This window comes from Stutzerimonas nitrititolerans, from assembly GCF_003696285.1.
Lineage (GTDB): Bacteria > Pseudomonadota > Gammaproteobacteria > Pseudomonadales > Pseudomonadaceae > Stutzerimonas > Stutzerimonas nitrititolerans.
In genome coordinates, this window is sequence record NZ_RFFL01000007.1 from 219,184 (window position 1) to 237,605 (window position 18,422).

At 62.9% G+C, this 18,422-nt stretch carries 19 protein-coding genes; 5 read left to right on the forward strand and 14 right to left on the reverse strand.

Features of this window, described 5'->3' with window-relative positions; genetic code table 11:
- Positions 1–2: 2 nt before the first annotated feature.
- The 6 genes from EA795_RS11165 to EA795_RS11190 form a co-directional block, all read right to left on the reverse strand.
- Complete coding sequence (locus EA795_RS11165; RefSeq protein ID WP_014853656.1) at positions 3–272, reverse strand: K+/H+ antiporter subunit F; 270 nt, start codon at positions 270–272, stop codon at positions 3–5.
- Positions 257–757 carry a Na+/H+ antiporter subunit E gene (locus tag EA795_RS11170; protein ID WP_014853657.1) on the reverse strand — a complete coding sequence of 167 codons (501 nt, stop codon included), beginning with the start codon at positions 755–757 and terminating at the stop codon, positions 257–259. The genes EA795_RS11165 and EA795_RS11170 overlap by 16 nt, the downstream gene beginning before the upstream one ends.
- Positions 754–2,256: a monovalent cation/H+ antiporter subunit D gene (locus tag EA795_RS11175; RefSeq protein WP_122077282.1), complete on the reverse strand. Its 1,503-nt coding sequence runs from the start codon at positions 2,254–2,256 to the stop codon at positions 754–756. Before EA795_RS11175 ends, EA795_RS11170 begins: the two co-directional genes overlap by 4 nt.
- Positions 2,253–2,582: a Na+/H+ antiporter subunit C gene (locus EA795_RS11180; RefSeq protein ID WP_014853659.1), complete on the reverse strand. Its 330-nt coding sequence runs from the start codon at positions 2,580–2,582 to the stop codon at positions 2,253–2,255. Before EA795_RS11180 ends, EA795_RS11175 begins: the two co-directional genes overlap by 4 nt.
- Positions 2,582–5,374 carry a monovalent cation/H+ antiporter subunit A gene (locus tag EA795_RS11185; protein WP_122077285.1) on the reverse strand — a complete coding sequence of 931 codons (2,793 nt, stop codon included), beginning with the start codon at positions 5,372–5,374 and terminating at the stop codon, positions 2,582–2,584. Before EA795_RS11185 ends, EA795_RS11180 begins: the two co-directional genes overlap by 1 nt.
- Before the next feature lie 307 nt (positions 5,375–5,681).
- Positions 5,682–6,140, reverse strand: coding sequence for an outer membrane lipoprotein (locus EA795_RS11190; protein WP_058074323.1), 459 nt, complete (start codon positions 6,138–6,140; stop codon positions 5,682–5,684).
- A 182-nt stretch (positions 6,141–6,322) separates the two neighbouring features.
- Between EA795_RS11190 and EA795_RS11195 the strand changes: the two genes are divergently transcribed.
- The gene (locus EA795_RS11195; RefSeq protein ID WP_014853662.1) at positions 6,323–6,559 is read left to right on the forward strand and encodes a hypothetical protein; all 237 of its coding nucleotides are present in this window, start codon (positions 6,323–6,325) and stop codon (positions 6,557–6,559) included.
- A 39-nt stretch (positions 6,560–6,598) separates the two neighbouring features.
- On the opposite strand, the gene pdxH is transcribed toward EA795_RS11195, so the two are convergent.
- The 5 genes from pdxH to EA795_RS21555 form a co-directional block, all read right to left on the reverse strand.
- On the reverse strand, positions 6,599–7,246 hold the full coding sequence (pdxH, locus tag EA795_RS11200; protein WP_122077287.1) for a pyridoxamine 5'-phosphate oxidase: 648 nt from the start codon (positions 7,244–7,246) through the stop codon (positions 6,599–6,601).
- 99 nt (positions 7,247–7,345) lie between these two features.
- Entirely contained in the window at positions 7,346–7,981 is a 636-nt protein-coding gene (locus EA795_RS11205; RefSeq protein ID WP_122077290.1) for an OmpA family protein, read from the reverse strand.
- 137 nt (positions 7,982–8,118) lie between these two features.
- Positions 8,119–9,267, reverse strand: coding sequence for a serine hydrolase domain-containing protein (locus EA795_RS11210; protein ID WP_122077294.1), 1,149 nt, complete (start codon positions 9,265–9,267; stop codon positions 8,119–8,121).
- Positions 9,268–9,284: 17 nt separating this feature from the next.
- Positions 9,285–11,429: an ATP-dependent DNA helicase DinG gene (gene dinG / locus EA795_RS11215; RefSeq protein ID WP_122077297.1), complete on the reverse strand. Its 2,145-nt coding sequence runs from the start codon at positions 11,427–11,429 to the stop codon at positions 9,285–9,287.
- Between the two features lie 189 nt (positions 11,430–11,618).
- Positions 11,619–12,257, reverse strand: coding sequence for an OmpA family protein (locus tag EA795_RS21555; RefSeq protein WP_472736305.1), 639 nt, complete (start codon positions 12,255–12,257; stop codon positions 11,619–11,621).
- Positions 12,258–12,662: 405 nt separating this feature from the next.
- Here EA795_RS21555 and EA795_RS11225 point away from each other — a divergent pair, with 405 nt between their 5' ends.
- A complete protein-coding gene (locus tag EA795_RS11225) occupies positions 12,663–13,151 on the forward strand; it encodes a YchJ family protein (protein ID WP_122077326.1) in 489 nt (162 codons plus the stop codon).
- Positions 13,152–13,217: 66 nt separating this feature from the next.
- Here the strand turns inward: EA795_RS11225 and fpr are convergent, their stop codons facing one another.
- Positions 13,218–13,994 (reverse strand): ferredoxin-NADP reductase, encoded by a 777-nt coding sequence (gene fpr, locus EA795_RS11230; RefSeq protein ID WP_014853669.1) that lies wholly within the window; start codon positions 13,992–13,994, stop codon positions 13,218–13,220.
- Positions 13,995–14,114: 120 nt separating this feature from the next.
- On the opposite strand from fpr, the gene EA795_RS11235 reads away from it, so the two are divergent.
- Positions 14,115–15,041, forward strand: coding sequence for a LysR family transcriptional regulator (locus EA795_RS11235; protein ID WP_014853670.1), 927 nt, complete (start codon positions 14,115–14,117; stop codon positions 15,039–15,041).
- Positions 15,042–15,049: 8 nt separating this feature from the next.
- On the opposite strand, the gene erdR is transcribed toward EA795_RS11235, so the two are convergent.
- Entirely contained in the window at positions 15,050–15,700 is a 651-nt protein-coding gene (gene erdR, locus EA795_RS11240) for a response regulator transcription factor ErdR (RefSeq protein WP_014853671.1), read from the reverse strand.
- 246 nt (positions 15,701–15,946) lie between these two features.
- Here erdR and EA795_RS11245 point away from each other — a divergent pair, with 246 nt between their 5' ends.
- Positions 15,947–16,882: a DMT family transporter gene (locus EA795_RS11245; protein WP_014853672.1), complete on the forward strand. Its 936-nt coding sequence runs from the start codon at positions 15,947–15,949 to the stop codon at positions 16,880–16,882.
- On the opposite strand, the gene EA795_RS11250 is transcribed toward EA795_RS11245, so the two are convergent.
- Complete coding sequence (locus EA795_RS11250; RefSeq protein WP_122077300.1) at positions 16,879–17,589, reverse strand: tRNA-uridine aminocarboxypropyltransferase; 711 nt, start codon at positions 17,587–17,589, stop codon at positions 16,879–16,881. The genes EA795_RS11245 and EA795_RS11250 overlap by 4 nt on opposite strands.
- Before the next feature lie 150 nt (positions 17,590–17,739).
- On the opposite strand from EA795_RS11250, the gene EA795_RS11255 reads away from it, so the two are divergent.
- The gene (locus EA795_RS11255; RefSeq protein WP_014853674.1) at positions 17,740–18,132 is read left to right on the forward strand and encodes a PA3611 family quorum-sensing-regulated virulence factor; all 393 of its coding nucleotides are present in this window, start codon (positions 17,740–17,742) and stop codon (positions 18,130–18,132) included.
- Positions 18,133–18,422 lie beyond the last annotated feature (290 nt).

Sequence of the window (18,422 nt, forward strand, 5' to 3'; positions counted from 1 at the left end):
CCTCAGTCGATGATTTCGCCGTGCAGCAGATGCTTGCCCACCGCCACCGTGCTGACGAAGCCCATCACCGCAATCAGCAGCGCTGCCTCGAAGAACAGGTCCGACGCCAGCCAGATGCCGAACAGCACGATCAGGGCGAGCGCGTTGATGTAAAGCGTATCGAGCGCCAGCACGCGATCCGGCATCTCCGGCCCGACCACCAGGCGGATCAGGGTCAGTACCGCGGCCACGCCGAGAATGGCCATGCACAGCAGGATCACGTACGCGAGCATTGGAATATCTCCAGCAGCGGGGCTTCGTAGCGGGTCTTGATCTCGGCGACCAGCGCCTCGATATCCGGCGCGTCCAGCGCATGCAGCAGCAGCATCTTGTGATCCGGGCTGAGGCCCGAAGAGACAGTGCCGGGCGTCAGCGAAATGATGCTCGTGAGTACCGACAGGACGAACTCGTTCTCGATCAGCATCGGCACTTCGATGAACGCGGGTTGCAGATTGCGCGTCGGCCCCAGCACCAGTCGGGCCACGGTCAGGTTGGCCCGCACGATGTCGTAGAACACCATCAGCATGAACGCGCATAGCCGCAAGGGTCTGCGCACCGCCGGCACTTCCACGAGAAAACCGCGCACCAGCAGCGGAATCACCCAGCCCAGGAACAGCCCGAGCAACAGATGACCAAGGCTCGGCGTGTTGTTCAACAGCAGCCACAACAGCGCAAGCATCAGGGACAGAGCAGGATTAGGCAGCCAGCGAGCTTTCATGCCCCTTCTCCTTGAATGATCTGCAGATAAGGCCCGAGATCGAGCAACTGACTTGCCGTGCTTTGCGCGTAGGCCTGCAGCGGCTGGGCCCAGATCACCAGAACCAGGCTGCCAAGCAGCAGGCTGGCAGCCGCGATCAACCTGACCGGATCGGCCGGCGCCCCGACCGGGGCCGATTCGCTGGGCAGCCAGAACACCAGACTGCCGGCACGACTCAACGCAATCACCATTCCCAGTCCGCCCACCAGCAGCACGGACCAAAGCATCCACGCCTGGATGCCGGGCGCAACCGCGGAGAGCAGCATCACCTTGCCGATGAAACCCGAGAACGGCGGCAGGCCCGCCACGGAAATCGCCCCCATGAAGAACAGCGCGCCCAGCAGCAACGGCTGACGCAGAGCGGGCGCCACTACCAGCCGGGTTTCGCTGTCACCGCGCTGGCGACCGATCAGGTCGGCCAGCAAGAACAACCCACCCGCCACGAAGGTACTGTGAACGAGATAATAGAGCGCCGCGCTCACCCCTTGCTCGGTACCCAGCGCGATGCCGGCGAGCAAGGTACCCACAGAGACGATCACCAGGTACGACAGCAACACCTGCAGCCCCCGGGCCGCCAAGGCGCCGATGACACCCGCCGCGACGGTAAGCAGGGCGAGCGGCCAGAGCCAATCGTTGGCCATGAAGCTCAACGAGCCCGCCGCGCTGCCGAACAGCAGGGTGAATACCCGCAGGATGGCGTAGAGCCCGACCTTGGTCATGATGGCGAAAAGCGCGGCGACCGGCGCGGTGGCCGAGGCGTAGGAGCTGGGCAACCAGAAATACAGCGGCAGCAGCGCCGCCTTGAGCCCGAACACGATCAGCAGCAGAAAACCCGCCGCCGCCAGCAACGGACCGTCCGCCGCATCGGCAATGCTGATCCGGACGGCCAGATCGCCCATGTTGAGCGTGCCGGTCAGCCCGTAGAGCATGCTGACGCCAATCAGGAAAAACGCCGAGCCGAGCAGGTTCAGCACCACGTAGTGGACCCCCGCACGCACCCGCGCGGCACCGTTGCCATGCAGCAGCAAGGCATAGGAGGAGATCAGCAGAATCTCGAAGAAGACGAACAGGTTGAACAGGTCCGCGGTAAGGAAGGCACCATTGATGCCCACCAGCTGGAACTGGAACAGCGCATGGAAGTTGGGGCCTCGTGCATCGTCGCCGCGGCTGGCATAGAGCACCGCGCCTGCCGCCAGCACGGCTGTGACCAGCAGCATCAACGCGCTCAACCGGTCGAGCATCAGGATGATACCGAACGGCGGTTGCCAATTGCCCAGGGCATAGATGCGCAGCTGGTCATCGCCGGCGAGCAGCAACAACCAGACAGCGACCGGTACCAGCACAAAGGTCGCGAGCAGCGACAGGACGCGCTTGGCAGGTTTTTCCAGACGGTGCAGCACCAGCAGCAGGCTGCCCATGAACAGCGGCAGCAGAATCGGCAGGATCAGTGCATGCGTCATTCGCGCGTCTCCCGACCGTCCACATGATCGCTGCGCAATTCACCGAGCCCACGCAGCGCCAGCACCACCACGAAGGCCGTCATGGCGAAGCCGATGACGATGGCGGTCAGCACCAGGGCCTGGGGCAAGGGGTCACCGTATTCGGCACTCTTGCCGATAACTGCCGGCATCCCGGTCGGCAGCCTTCCCATGGAGAAGATGAACAGGTTGACCGCATAGGAGATCAGCGTCAGCCCCATCACCACCGGAAAGATGCGTGCGCGCAGCAGCAGATAGACGCCGCTGCTGGTCATGACACCCAGCGTGATTGCAAACAAGGCTTCCATCACAGCACCTCCTTGGCCGACTCGTCCTGGCTGACGTGACCGATATTGGAAAGGATCAGCAGAGTCGCCCCCACTACGGCCAGGTAGACGCCCAGATCGAACAGCATGGCGGTCGCCAGCTCGATCTCGCCGATCAGAGGTATATGGAAGTGGCCGAAGGACGACGTCAGGAACGGATAGCCGAAGGCCCAGCTACCCAGCCCCGTGAGCCCCGCTATCAGCACGCCGGAACCGGCGATGCCGTGGTAGCTCAACGGCTGGCGCTCCTGCGCCCAGGTGACCCCGTGAGACACGTACTGCAGGATCAGCGCCACGGCCGTGATCAGGCCGGCGATGAAACCACCGCCCGGCAGATTGTGGCCACGCAGGAAGATGAAGAACGAAATCAGCAAGGCCATCGGCAGGATCGCCCGCGACAGGTTATCGAGGATCATCGGATGGCTGTCGGTCGACCACAGGCGGCCACCGTAATCACGGGTCGGGTGAGGCAGATGCAGGCCATACAGCAGGCTGTAGATACCCACGCCGGCGATCGCCAGCACGCTGATCTCGCCGAGCGTATCGAAGCCGCGGAAGTCCACCAGAATCACGTTGACCACGTTGGTCCCGCCGCCGCCCGACACGCTGTTCTCGAGGAAGAACGAAGCGATGCTGTCGAACGGGCGTGTCAGCACCGCATAGCTCAACAGCGCGATCATGACGCCGACGCCGCTGGCCAACACCAGGTCGCGCATGCTGCGCAGGCTGCTGGATTCGGCGGGGGTACGGTCGGGCATGAAGAACAGCGTGAGGATCAGCAGGATGATCGTCACCACCTCGACGGACAACTGGGTCAAAGCCAGATCCGGCGCGGAAAAACGCGCGAAGCCCAGCGCCACCAGCAGGCCGGCCACGCTGAGGATCATCAAGGCCACGAGGCGGCGCCGATGGAAGAACACGGTGAGCAGTGACGAAACCATCAGGATGCCCATGCCGAGCAGCGTGCCGCCATCGATCGATGTCAGGGGCCGCGAGCCGCGCAGGGATTCCAGCGGCATCAGCGCATAGATCACCAGGACCAGCGTACTGACCAGCATCAAGGCCAGATAACGCTGCAGGGAGCCGCTTTCCAGCGTGTCGGTAATCCTGCGGGCACTCGCGGCCAGGCTGCGTATGAACTGCCCGAATATCTGCAACGAGTCCACCTCGGGCAAGCCCTCGTACCAGCTAAACGACCATTTGCGCAGCGCATAGATCAGGATGCCGCCACCCAGTGCGATGAAACTCATGAGCAACGGCAGGTTCAGGCCATGCCAGATCGCCAGGCTGTACTCCGGCACGTTGCCGTTGAGCGTCCCGTTTACCGCAGCAGCCAGCAGGGGCGCGACGGTATAGGCCGGCAGCATGCCCACCAGCAGGCACAGCAGTACCAGGATTTCCACCGGTATCTTCATGTAGCGCGCCGGCTCGTGAGGGGGGTACTTGGGCAGGTCGATCGGCTCGCCATTGAAGAACACGTCGTGGACGAAGCGCAGCGAATAGGCCACCGAAAACGCCCCTGCCAGAGTCGCGATCACCGGAATGGTCCAGTAGAAGCTGCCCAGCAGATGCTGCTCCAGGGTCTCGGCGAAGAACATTTCCTTGCTCAGGAAGCCGTTGAGCAGCGGCACGCCAGCCATTGCCAGCGACGCCACCATGGCCAGCACCGCCGTGTGCGGCATGTACTTCCACATGCCGTTGATACGGCGCATATCGCGGGTTCCGGTCTCATGATCGATGATCCCTGCCGCCATGAACAACGAAGCCTTGAATGTGGCGTGGTTAATGACATGGAAGATGGCGGCAACGGCGCCAAGGCGTGAGTCGAGCCCGAACAGCAGAGTGATCAGTCCCAGGTGACTGATCGTGGAATAAGCCAGCAAGCCCTTGAGGTCGTGCTGGAACAACGCCATGACCGCACCCAGCAACAAGGTCGTCAGGCCCGTCAGACTGACCAGATAGAACCACCACTCCGAGTCGGCCAGGGCCGGATACAAACGAGCAAGCAGGAAGACACCTGCCTTGACCATGGTCGCCGAATGCAGGAACGCCGAGACCGGCGTCGGTGCCGCCATCGCCTGCGGCAACCAGAAATGAAAGGGAAACTGGGCGGATTTGGTGAAGACGCCCAGCAGCACCAGGATCAGGGCCAGCGGATAGAGCCCGTGGGCACGGATCAGGTCACCGGAAGCCAGTACCGTAGTCAGCTCGTAGCTGCCGACGATGTGACCGATCAGCAGAATGCCGGCGAGCAACGCCAGGCCGCCACCGCCGGTGATCGTCAGCGCCATGCGCGCGCCCTGGCGCGCATCCGAACGATGACTCCAGTAGCCGATCAGCAGGAACGACGACAGGCTCGTCAGCTCCCAGAACATCAGCATCAGCAGGAGGTTTTCAGAAAGCACGACGCCCAGCATTGAGCCCATGAAGAGCAGGAAATACCCGAAGAAGCGGCCCATCGGGTCCTTCTTCGAAAGGTAATAGCGCGCATAAAGGATGACCAGCAGCCCGATGCCGAGAATCAGCAGGGCGAACAGGAAGCCCAGCCCGTCGAGCCGTAAACTGAGGTTCAATCCCAATTCGGGCAGCCATGGCAACGTCTGGATTTCCGTTTCGCCGGCAAACACTTCTTCGCGCTTCGACAACAGCAGAACCAGCGCCGCCAGAGGCGCCAGCCCGGCGCCGAATGCGCAGGCAGATCTCCCGGTACGCTCCAGCAACAGAGGCAGGAAGATCCCCAAGAATGGCAGAGCGATTATCAGCGCAAGCGCCATGACCTAAACCCCTTTAAGCCGACAAAACGTAGGCATGTTTTCCCTGGCAGACCAGCTTTCGGCCCCAAGCCATAAAAAGTGCAGCGGGCCGATTATCCATATTGCCCAGGCCAGCGTCCTGAAATCGTGCATTTTGAAAAACAAAAAGCCGGCCCGCTGTCAGCCCCAACCATCTGACAGATAAGAAAAAACAGATGTCGGTCCGCCAAGCTTCCGGCGGACCATCAGCCTCATCTCCGGCACGCCCTCGCCGCACGCGGAGTCGATGAAGTAACCAGTCTGCGCGGCAGGCTCGAGCGCCGTTGCCTTATGGCGCTATCCGGCTGGTTCCGTTGACGGTCATGATGCGAACCCGCTGCCCCACCCGAAACACTTGGTTGGGCTCCACTTCCTGGACATAGGCGCGCATATTGCCGTCGTCTTCTCGGACGGTGATTTCGACGCCCTGCGCACGGGTGATGCCCTCTTCGGCGGCCGCGCCCAGCATGCCACCGGCTACGGCGCCGATCACTGCAGCCACGGCACTGCCACGGCCGCCACCGACGCCGCTACCGGCGATACCCCCCACTACTGCACCTGCGCCGGTGCCGATGGGGGTCTTGGTGCCTTCGAGCTTGACCGGGCGCAACGACTCGATGGTTCCGTAACGAACGGTCTGCACGGTACGCGCCTCGTCACGGGAATAACTGTCGCCGGTCAGGTTGGAAGTACAACCCGTAGCAAGAGCCATAGCGGTGAACGATGCGATGAAAATGGCGTTACGCATTGGTGTGCTCCTGAGTCGCGAATTGATGATCCCGGTCGCCAGGCAGGCGCCTGCGGCGATGGAACGCTTGGCGGAGTCCCTCTGCCTGGTTCAGCATCCGTCTCCATTGGACGCTACTTTACGCCACACGCTCCCGCCTCGCATGATCCGCCCTGCCTAAGTCGTATACGAGATTCATTTTCATGGACTATTTCATCATAGCCGTCACCACCCTGGCCGGGCTGGCTTTCCATGGCTGGCTGTTCGTTCGCTTCAGACGGTGGGCGGATCGGGATCTGGCGCTTTCGCTGGCCGGCAATGACCCGCAAAAGCGCGCCTGGGCGCTGGAGCGCCTGGCGCAGGCGAAAGCCGAGGGTGTTCGGAGGAAGGAGCTGGAGAGCTGGTTGAGACGTGAACTGGACGGCTACGCCCCACGCTGAAATCCGCGTGAGGCAAAGAAAGCCCGCCAGTGCGAGCGATCAGGGAGCGAGACGCTCTCGCTGCCAGTCGTTGGCGATACGCAGATAATTGAGCCGATCATGCAGCCGGCTCGGACGGCCCTGCCAGAACTCCATACGCTCTGGCAGCAGCAGATAACCGCCCCAGTGCGGCGGGCGATGCGGCATCTGCTCGAGGAAACGCTGCTCCGTCTCGGCCAGGCTCCGCTCCAGCTCGGCGCGATCACGAATGACCCGGCTCTGCGGAGACGCCCAGGCACCGAGACGGCTACCCAAAGGACGGACCTGGTAGTAGGCATCCGACTCTTGCGCCGTCAGCTTCTCCACCCGTCCCTCTATCCGCACCTGGCGCTCCAGGGTCGGCCAGAAGAAGGTCATGGCAGCCAGCGGGTTGGCTTCCAGCTGCCGTCCCTTGTCGCTTTCGTAGTTGCTGAAAAAGCTGAAACCGCGATCGTCCAGTGCCTTGAGCAAGAGCACCCGGCAATGCGGCCGCCCTTCGGCATCGACAGTGGCCAGCATCATGGCATTCGGCTCCACCGGCAGCTGCTCGGTCTGCACGGCATCGTCGAACCATTGCCGGAACAGACTCAAGGGGTCATCCGGGGCGTTCGCCTCGCTGAGCCCGTCACGGGTGTAATCGCGGCGCATATCAGCCAGAGTCTGGGTCATCACAAGCTTCCTGAAACGATCGGGCTGAAAGCTTAGCCTGCCTGGCCGTTCGCCTCACTTGATTCAAGGCAAAGCAGCTGGAACTAACGGCAGCCGTGCCTACTTCGCAACGGCGACCTGAGTGGCTTCCGCCGCAGCCGGAGTTGGAGTCGGGGGCTGATTGTACTGGGCGATCAGCGCCAGCAACGTGGTTTGTGGCGCCAGCACCATCTCGACACGACGGTTGAGCGCGCGCCCTTCCTCGTGCTCGTTGGAGGCACGCGGCATGTCGGAACCGACGCCGCGGATGCGCAGACGGTCATGCTTCAGGCCGCTGAGGCGGAAGATCGCCGCCACCGCGCCCGCACGCTGGCGACTGATGGTCTGATTGATCTCGATGGAGCCGGTACTGTCGGCATGGCCGAGCACGATCACCGCGGTCTTCTCATCGCCCTCCACCAGTTTTGCGACGCGGCTGATGGGGCCGAGCGTGGCCGGCAGCAGCATACCGGGACGATCCGGATTGAAGGAGGCATCCACCGGAGCGGTCACGACCAGCACGCCCTCTTCGCGACGCTCCAGTTCGAACCGGCTGTCCTTCAGTGCATCCCGCAGCCGCGGTTCGTAATCATCCAGCCAGGCCGAATCGACCTTGGCCACCGGGGCGACCGCCGCTTCACTCGACTTGTCGCCGGTGGAGCTGCAGCCGGCAACGATCATGCAAAGCATCAGGGAAGCGCAGTTCAGCAGTTTCATGTGCAGATTCCATTGAAGACGGGTACGAGCGCAGCGTCGCGATCAGGAAAGTCGCAGCTTAATGCAAGGATCTAGCTCAAATTGTGGACGCAGGTCATTGTTATGAAAAGTCTTCGCCCCTGAAACCGACGAGTGGCTCAACCCAGGCAACGCCGCACGACTCGCGCCAGCTTCTGGGCGCGAGGATCCATCAGCACGTAGGGCCCCATGGTATTGGTGACGAAGCCGAACGCCAGTTCACGCTCCGGATCGGCGAAGCCGATGCAACCTCCCGCTCCGGGATGACCGAAAGCACGCGGCCCGACCCCGAAGGTGGCGTTCTCCACATCCGGCTGATCGAGCCAGCACCCCAGCGCAAACCGTGTCCGCGTCAGCAGCGTGCGGTCCTCGCCCAGGCAATGCTCACGGGTCATCTCCGCCAGCAAGGCATCGTCGAGCAGCCGCCCCTGGAGCAAGGCGCTGTAGAACCCGGCAAGCGACCTGGCATTGCCGTGCCCGTTCGCCGCCGGCTGCGCCATGCGCTGCCATTCAGGCTTGTTGCCACTGGTCATGATCGAGGGCGGATTGTTGAACGCGCGAGCACTGAGCGATTCAGGCTGGCTCAGCGTGGCCTTGAACAGGCGCTGCGCCGCGGCATCACCGAAATCGTTCTTCATCCGGGTCAGATAGGCCACACGCTGGAAATCGCTGTCAGCCAGACCCAGATGGAAATCCAGGCCACAGGAGCGGGCAGCGCGCGCGACAATGGCCTCCCCCGGCTCACGCCCGTCGGCTCGCCTGATCAACTCGCCCAGCAGCCAGCCATAGGTGATGGCCGCATAGCCGTGCCCTTCGCCGGGCGTCCACCAGGGGCGTTCGGCGGCCAGTGCGCGCGTCATGCTTTCCCAGTCGTAGAGCGCTTCCGGCGGCAGCAGCTCGCGGATCGCCGGCAGGCCCGCCTGGTGGCTGAGCAACTGGCGCAAGGTTATGCCCTGCTTACCGTTGGCGGCGAATTCCGGCCAGATCCGGCCCACCGGACTGTCGAGTTCCAGCTTGCCCTCCGCCACCAGTTGCAACGCCGCTACCGCCGTGAAGGTCTTGGTGCAGGAAAACAGATTGACCAGAGTATCCTGCTGCCACACCTCTTCGCCGGCGTTGTCGGCCATGCCAGCCCACAGGTCGACGACGGTTTCGCCACCCAGCTGGACGCATATTGCCGCGCCGCGCTGCGCGGTCTGTTCGAACAGTTCGCCGAACGCATCCCTGACCGCTTCGAAACGAAGATCGAAATATCCTTGAATGTCCAATCCCGGTCCCCTTCGCTCTATTCGATGTGACGCCTGAACGGCGGCAGTGCATTGAGTATCGCCTTGCCGTAGCGCTGGGTGACCACGCGCCGGTCGAGCAAGGTGATGGTGCCGCGATCTTCCTCGGTCCGCAGCAGGCGCCCACAGGCTTGCACCAGGCGCAGCGAGGCATCCGGGACGGCGATTTCCATGAAAGGGTTGCCGCCACGCGCCTCGATCCATTCGGCCAGCGCCGCTTCCACCGGGTCATCCGGGACGGCGAAGGGAATCTTGGCGATCACCACGTGCTCGCAATAGGCACCCGGCAGGTCGACGCCCTCGGCGAAACTGGCGAGCCCGAACAGGACGCTGGATTCGCCATCGTCCACACGCGCCTTGTGCTTGTTGAGCGTCTCCTGCTTGGACAGGTTGCCCTGGATGAACACGCGTCGGCGCCAGTCACGATCCAGCCCGTCGAACACGTCCTGCATCTGCCGGCGTGAGGAAAACAGTACCAGCGTGCCCCGCGAGCCTTCCACCAGGCGCGGCAGTTCGCGAATGATCGCCGCTGTGTGCGCCGCCGCATCACGCGGATCGGCATCGAGGTCGGGCACCCGCAGTATGCCGGCGTCGGCATGGTGGAAGGGACTCGGCACCACCGCCGTCACCGCCGAACGCGGCAGGCCGGCGCGCATGCGATAGCGGTCGAAACTGTTCAGCGCGGTCAGCGTGGCAGAGGTCGCCAGGGCTCCGTAGGCGACGTTCCAGAGATTGCGCCGCAGCGTTTCGGCCGCCAGGATCGGGCTCGCATTGACCTCGATATCGAACAGCGCCCCGCCGTCGGCCAGAGTCAGCCAGCGTGCCATCGGCGGGCTGTCCTCGGGATCTTCCACGGTGAAGGCGGTCCAAAGCTCCCAGTTGCCCTGGGCGCGGGTCAGCAGGCTGCCGAACAGCGGATACCATTCCTCCGCCTGGTGGCTGGCGATGCCGACTCCGCTCTCGCCATCCATCGCCTCCTTGAGCAGTTCGGCAAGACGCGTGAACAGGTCGGTCAGCTTGGCAAAACCCTTCTTCAACTCAGTGCCCAATTCGATCAGGTGCTCGGGCACCACGCCACCGACGAAGCGGTGACGCGGACGCTCGCGGCCCTCCATGTCCTCGCCGGGCTTGAAGTCGGCCAGTTGTTCGCAGGCGCTGAACATGAACTGCTGCTGCGCCCGCAGATCGCGCGCCAGCTCCGGCACGGCCTCGATCAGGCGCCCCAGATCGCCTGGCAGTGGATGCTGGGCCAGCAACTTGGTCAGGTTCTTCTCGACCTGCCCCAGCCAGTCGGCGGTGGAGCGCAGACGCGTGAAATGGGCAAAGTGGCCGATGGCCTTGTCCGGCAGGTGGTGGCCTTCGTCGAACACGTAGATGGTGTCGCGCGGGTCGGGCAGCACCGCGCCGCCCCCCAGCGCCAGGTCCGCCAGCACCATGTCGTGGTTGGTGACGATCACATCGACCTTGGTCATGCCTTCACGCGCCTTGTAGAAGGCGCACTGCTGGAAATTCGGGCAATGCCGACCGGTACACTGGCTGTGATCGGTGGTCAGCCGCGCCCAGTCCGGGTCGGCCAGCTCTTCCGGCCAGGTGTCGCGATCGCCGTCCCAGCGATTGCCGGCGAGTTTTTCGATCATGCTGCCGAACAGCTTCTGACTGCGCTCGTCGACATCGAGGCGAAAGCCCTCCTCTTCGAAGAGTTGCGCGGTGGCGCTCTGCGCCTCACCTTCCTGCAACAGCGTGTCGAGCTTGGACAGGCACAGATAGCGCCCCCGCCCCTTTGCCAGGGCGAAGCTGAAGTTGAGCCCGCTGTTGCGCATCAGGTCGGGCAGATCCTTGTGGACGATCTGCTCCTGCAGGGCCACGGTCGCCGTGGCGATCACCAGGCGTTTGCCGGCTGCTTTGGCGGTGGGAATCGCGGCCAGGCTATAGGCCACGGTCTTGCCCGTACCGGTACCCGCCTCCACCGCGACCACCGCGGGCTCGCCGTCGCGGCGGCCTTCGTCGTCGGCCTTGATCGCGCCCAGGACCTTGGTCACTTCGGCAATCATCAGCCGTTGCCCATAGCGCGGTTTGAGGCCCTTGGCCTCGAGGAAACGCGAGTAGGCGCCCTGGATCTGGGATTTGAGTTCGGTGCTGAGCATGAGCGAAGAGCTGTATATATTTTCAGTATTTCGAAGGGTGGCTATGATAACGCGCGTTTTCCCCTCCGCCACTGAAGATTTGCCCCCCTCGTCGCCGCGCCGTATGGACGGTGCACAAGCCCGCCGATCGTCAGCTCAAAAATAAAAAGCCGGGCATGAATGCCCGGCTCCTGAACCATCGTTCTGCCGTTAAGGACGCGCTTCGACTTCCGCTTCCACACGACGGTTGATCGCCCGGCCTTCTTCGGTCGCGTTATCGGCTACCGGACGCGATTCGCCATAACCAACCGCTTCGATACGGCTGCTGTCCAGGCCGTGCTGATTGACCAGCACGTCGCGCACCGCATTGGCACGACGCTCGGAAAGACGCTGGTTGTAGGCATCGGTGCCGACGGAGTCGGTATGACCTTCGACGACCGTAGAGGTCTGCCCGTATTCCTTCATGAAGTCGGCCAGGTTGCGGATATCGTCGTAGCTGCCCGACTTCACTTCTGCGCGGTCGAAATCGAACTTCACATCCAGCTCGACACGCACCGCTTCGGCAACCGGCTCGGGCTCGACCTCGGCGGTCGGAATCGGCTCGACGGTTTCCACCACCGCGACGGTCTGCTCTTCGGTACCGTTGGCCCAGCAATAGGCAGCTGCCACACCACCGCCGATCAATGCACCCCAACCGGCGTAAGTGCTGCTTTCTATCGCGCCCAATGCAGCGCCACTCACACCCCCGACGGCGGCACAGGTGGGCCAGTCCTGTTTCTGCACCCCTGCACAACCGGCCAGGAAAGTGGTCATGACGATGACGGGTACTGCTGTCCGTAAGCTACTCATCGGTAAAGCCTCCTACTGTGGGATCGGCCAGAGCGGTATTTTCGCGAAGGCAAAATACTGGCTCCGGGTATATCGAGATTAGGCCGACATGGGTCACCACGCTAGTCTTTACTGCAACCGGCCCTGGGCGTCGTCATATCGGCATTGCTAAATCAGCTAACGAGGATCACGACTCGGCTGCGAACAACCCGCTCCATGTACCGCGACAAGTACCGGCAACCCTGCTTGCTCATCGCCGTACCGACCAAGCCCGACGCATCGAGGCGCAAGTGAAGTTGCGGTTTGAAACATGAACAGCTCATGACACTCTTCATTTACGACCCGCTTGGCTACAAGCAGGTTCCGATCCGGTCGAACACGGGCGCACCGGGCAATCCACAACGGCTGATAATTATCGATAAACGAATGAACGACGTCGAAGCGACACAGACAGGCAACTGCCCTTGCGGCAGCTCGAATACTCTGGCCGACTGCTGCGGCCGCTTCCATGCCGGCCAGCCGGCGCCCAGCGCGCAGTTGCTGATGCGATCGCGCTACAGCGCCTATGTGCTTGGCCTGATCGACTACCTGCAGGCGACCACGTTGCCGGCCCAGCAAGCCGCTCTGGACCTGCAGGCCATGCGCGACTGGAGCATGGCCAGTACCTGGCTGGGCCTGGAAGTCGAGGAAAGCCAGGTATTCGGCGGGCAGCCGGAGCATGCGCTGGTGAGCTTCACCGCCCGCTGGCACGACGGCCAGGGCGAACATGTGCAGCACGAGCGCTCGGCCTTCGTGCAGCACGACGGGCACTGGTATTTCATCGACCCGAGCGTGCCCTTGCGCGCCGGTCGCAACGACCCCTGCCCTTGCGGCAGCGGTCAGAAATTCAAGAAGTGTTGCGCCGCCTATCTATAAACCCGAAACGGTAAAGCCGAGCACATCGGCTCGGCTTTTCCGGGATCGGCATGTTTCCTGCAGCCCTTACTTCTCGACGAAGGCCCGCTCGATCAGGTAGTGCCCCGGGTCACCCATGCGCGGCGATGCCTTCAGGCCGAAGCTGTCGAGTACCGCGCTGGTGTCGGTAAGCATGCTCGGGCTGCCGCAGATCATCGCGCGGTCGTTTTCCGGGTTGATCGGCGGCAGGCCGATGTCGCTGAACAGCTTGCCGCTGCGCATCAGGTCGGTCAGACGGCCCTGATTCTCGAACGGCTCACGGGTAACGGTGGGGTAATAGATCAGCTTTTCCTTCAGCGCCTCACCGAAGTATTCGTTCTGCGGCAGCAGCTCGGTAATGAATTCGCGATAGGCCACCTCGTTGACGTAGCGCACGCCGTGGACCAGCACCACCTTCTCGAAACGCTCGTAGGTTTCCGGGTCCTGGATCACGCTCATGAAGGGCGCCAGGCCGGTACCCGTGCTCAGCAGATACAAGTGCTTGCCCGGCAGCAGGTCGTCGAGCACCAGCGTGCCGGTCGGCTTACGGCTGACCATCAGCGAATCGCCTTCCTGCAGATGCTGCAGACGTGACGTCAAGGGACCATCGGGCACCTTGATGCTGAAGAACTCCAGATGCTCTTCATAGTTGGGGCTCGCGATGCTGTAGGCGCGCATCAACGGGCGGCCACCTACTTCCAGCCCTATCATCACGAACTGGCCGTTCTCGAAGCGCAACCCAGGGTTGCGAGTGGTCTTGAAGCTGAATAGCGTGTCGTTCCAGTGATGAACGCTCAGGACCCGCTCTACATTCAGATTGCTCACTTACTGATTTCCTCTAACTCGCGTGCCGACGGTGGGCAAGGCAGTGATTGCACTAGTTTATAGTGCCTACTAATATTCGGTAAGCAGATAATTAAAATATGTCTTATCGGTTATATAGATATGCATTTTACTTTGCGTCAACTCCAGGTCTTCGCCTCGATCGCGCGCCAACAAAGCGTTTCCCGTGCCGCCGAGAGCCTGTCCCTGTCGCAGTCCGCGACCAGCACATCACTGGCTGAACTGGAACGACAGTCCGGTTGCCAGTTGTTCGATCGCGCCGGCAAGCGCTTGTGGCTGAACGCATTGGGCCGACAGTTGCTGCCACAGGTGGTCGCCCTGCTCGACCAGGCCAAGGCCATCGAGGACCTGCTGGCCGGCAAGACCGGCTTCGGGTCGTTGAACGTCGGTGCGACGCTGACGGTGGGCAATTACCTGGCCACGCAACTGATCGGCGGGTTCATGCAGCGCCACCCCGAGTGCCGAGTCAGCCTGCATGTGCACAACACGGCGCACATTGTCCGGCAGGTTGCCCTGCATGAACTTGATCTGGGTCTGATCGAAGGTAACTGTCAGCATCCCGATATCGAGGTGCTGCCCTGGGTGGAGGATGAGCTGGTGGTGTTCTGTGCACCGCAGCATCCGCTGGCGCGTCGGGGCACCGCGCGGATCGACGACCTGATCGACGAAGCCTGGATTCTTCGTGAGCAGGGCTCGGGCACCCGATTGACCTTCGATCAGGCCATGCGCCATCGCCCCACCAAGCTCAATATCCGTCTCGAGCTGGAACACACCGAAGCCATCAAGCGGGCCGTGGAGTCCGGTCTGGGTATCAGCTGCATTTCGCGCCTGGCGCTACGCGATGCGTTTCGCCGGGGCAGCCTGGTGCCAGTGGAGACGCCGGAACTGGACCTGACCCGGCAATTCTTCTTCATCTGGCACTCGCAGAAGTACCAGACGGCGGCGATGCGCGAATTCATCGAGCAGTGCCAGACGCTCACCGCCGGCATTCGACGCAGTGACGAAATCGTCCTGCCCGTGATCGCCTGAGCCGGGCTTCAGTTGGTCGGGATCGAGCCCATCTGCTGCAACAGCAGCGCAGCCTGGGTGCGGGTGCGTACACCCAGCTTGCGGAAGATCGCCGTGACGTGCGCCTTGATGGTGGCTTCCGAAACGCTCAGCTCGTAGGCGATCTGCTTGTTCAGCAGCCCGTCGCAGACCATCGTCAGCACACGGAACTGCTGCGGTGTCAGGCTGGCGAGCCCGGCGCTGGCCGCCTTGGCTTCGGCGCTGACATGGGAGGCATCCTCGATATTGCTCGGCCACCACACATCGCCATCGAGCACTGCGCGCACCGCTTCCTGGATGGCTTCCAGCGAACTGGATTTGGGAATGAAACCGCTGGCGCCGAACTCGCGAGCGCGCGCGACGACCGAGGCATCTTCCTGCGCCGATATCATCACCACCGGCAATTGCGGATACTGCCCGCGAAGCAGCACCAGGCCGGAAAAGCCGTAAGCCCCGGGCATGTTCAGATCCAGCAGCACCAGATCCCATTCCGCTCCCTGCTCGAGGAGCGTCTCCAGCTCGGCGATGCTCGCCGCCTCGACCAGGTGAACGTTATCGCTCAGGCCAAGCGTCAGCGCTTGCTGAAGCGCGCTACGGAACAGCGGATGATCGTCGGCGATGATTATTTCGTAAGCAGCCATTTGGCAGACCTGTAGTTTTTTTATTGGCGCTTTCATCGGCGGGCGAGCCGATGCCGGGCTGAACCGGCAAGACTCGAACTGTCGTTCAAGTGCCGGACCGGAATGATGGTATATGGCCATCAGCCGAAATTCATCCTTTGCACTCATACTTTAGTCAAGCGGCGCCAGCATGCCGACCCGGGAATAAGTGGTCAAGCGCCTTGCTTTATTGCAAAGTCTGCGTCCTTTTTCCCGACGAGCTAAAACATGCGCAGCCAAGCCCTTCGCGCCGACATCCTGATGCTGATCACCGCGATGATCTGGGGGACCGGATTCGTGGCCCAGCGGCTCGGCATGGACCACATCGGCCCGTTCCTTTTCACCGGCCTGCGTTTCGCACTGGGCGCCCTTGCACTGCTGCCCTTGCTGCTGCAGCAAAGCCGGGGACCGCTCGCGCATGCGCCGTTCAGTGAGCGCGGCCTGCTGCTCGGCGGCCTGCTGATGGGGTTGGCGCTGACGCTGGGGATCAACCTGCAACAAGTGGGTCTGCTCTTCACCAGCGTCACCAACTCGGGGTTCATCACGGGCCTCTACGTCATCGTCGTGCCGCTGCTGGGGATGATCATCGGGCAGAAGACCGGCATGGGCACCTGGCTCGGCGCGGTGCTGGCCGTAGCCGGCATGGCGCTGCTGAGCATCGGCGAGAATTTCCAGGTCGCCTCGGGCGACTGGATACAGCTCGCCGGCGCCTTCGTCTGGGGGCTGCACGTACTGCTCGTGAGCTTCTTCGTCGGCCGCCACGACGCGATCCGCCTGGCCTTTCTGCAGTTCGTCACCTGCGCGGTGGTCAGCCTGATCCTGGCCGCGGTATTCGAAGAAACCAGCCTTGAGCAGATCTGGCTGGCGACACCGGCGCTGGTCTACGGCGGCGTGTTCGCCGTGGGCGTGGGCTATACGCTCCAGGTCGTGGCGCAGAAGCATGCCATCGCCTCGCACGCAGCGATCATCCTCTCGCTCGAAGCGGTATTCGCCGCCATCGCCGGCGCGATCTTCCTTGACGAAAGCCTCAGTCTGCGCGGCTACGCCGGCTGCACCCTGATGTTCATCGGCATGCTCATCGCCCAGCTCTGGCCACGCAAACCGTCGGACGCACTCGACCCTGCGCCGGCTGCCCCCACCGCGGGCGATGGCAGACCGGCCTAGTCCGCCGACAACCGCCGGTGTGCCTCGTCATCGAGGCTGGGCACACGCTGGTACTTGGCGGCCAGGTAGTGATCGGTGAACACGTCGAGCCAGGCATCCAGTTGCCCGGCAGCATCCTCGTCGCCCGCCAGCCCCAGGCACAGCGCTGCCACCTCGGCCGTGCAGAGGTGCTCGCTGCGCTTGGAGCGACGAAGCCGGTAGCGCGAGACCAGCTCCGATTGCAGGCTCAGCACCGGCAAGCCGTTCAGGTAGGGACTCTTGCGAAACATCTTGCGCGCTTCGGTCCAGGTCGCGTCGAGCAGAATGAACAGCGGGCGCTTGCCTGGGATTGGCTCAACGTGCGTCACCACCCGCTCCGGCTCGGCATATTCACCCGGGAAGACCACGAAGGGCTGCCATTGGGGATCGGCCAGTAGCGCCAGCAGCGCCGGCTCCACATGGGTTCGCTGCCAGGTGAAGGCGTAGGTGTCGGGCACCGCGTCGGCGATCAGCCAGCCGGTGTTACTCGGTTTGAGCGGTTCCACGTCGTGCATCAGCAGGCACACGCCGCAATGCAAGCCCTCCAGGCGAGGCTGCCAGGCGCACAGGCAATGGCTCGGCAACACTCGGCAGCGACTGCAACGGGGCGCGCGTGAGCCGCGCGCCACGAAGGGTTTGCTGCTGAGGGCCAGGCGCTGGTCGCGCAGGCGGGCTACGGCATGGGGCATGAACGGGCTGCTCTGTTTCGAGGGAGGCGCATTCTAGCAGGCCATCTGCCCTGCGACTGAACCGCACCGGAGGCTTCCGGTCGAACGACGGCAGTCACTTGCGTCTGCTGCCGTTTCTCATGCGGCCACGACGAAGCCTAGGAGATCACCATGTACCGTCTGACTACTCTGCTCACTTTATGCCTCGCATGGCCCGCCGCCCACGCCGCTTCCCTGCAGGAACAGCAGCTGGGCCAGCTTCTGGACAAGGTCGCACGCGAAAGCAGCGTCGGCACGCCCCGCGCCATCAATTCCGACATCCTCGACGTCGGCTACAGCGTGGAGGGTAACGAGCTCGTCAACCACCTCAGCGTCCAGCCCCGGCACGCGGCGCAAATGCGTGATAACCCCAAGGATGTTCGCACCCAGCTCGCCGCCAGCGTCTGCAGCAACGACGGCCTGCGCCTGCTGATGGAGCAAGGCGCGGTACTGCGCTTCGAATTCAGCGAATACGAGAGCAACAAGCCGATCACCACCGAGCGTTACAAGGCCTCCGATTGCTAGGATTCCGAAGAAACGTGATTCCCATCATGCTGCCGCCCCGCCCTCATTGAAACGGGCGTCCAGGTCGGTCAACCTTCGGCCTTCGCCTGACTCAAGGATGGAGGCCAAGGCATGCTGGATGCCAATCAAGCGCATATCACCCTCGCCATTTCCGGCGTCGAAACCGACCTGCAGGTACTAGGTTTCGAAGGCCATGAAAAGCTCAACCAGCCCTACCGCTTCGACATCGAAGTGGTCAGCGAGCGTCCCGATCTCGATTTCGAAACCCTGCTCCATCGCCCCGCCTATCT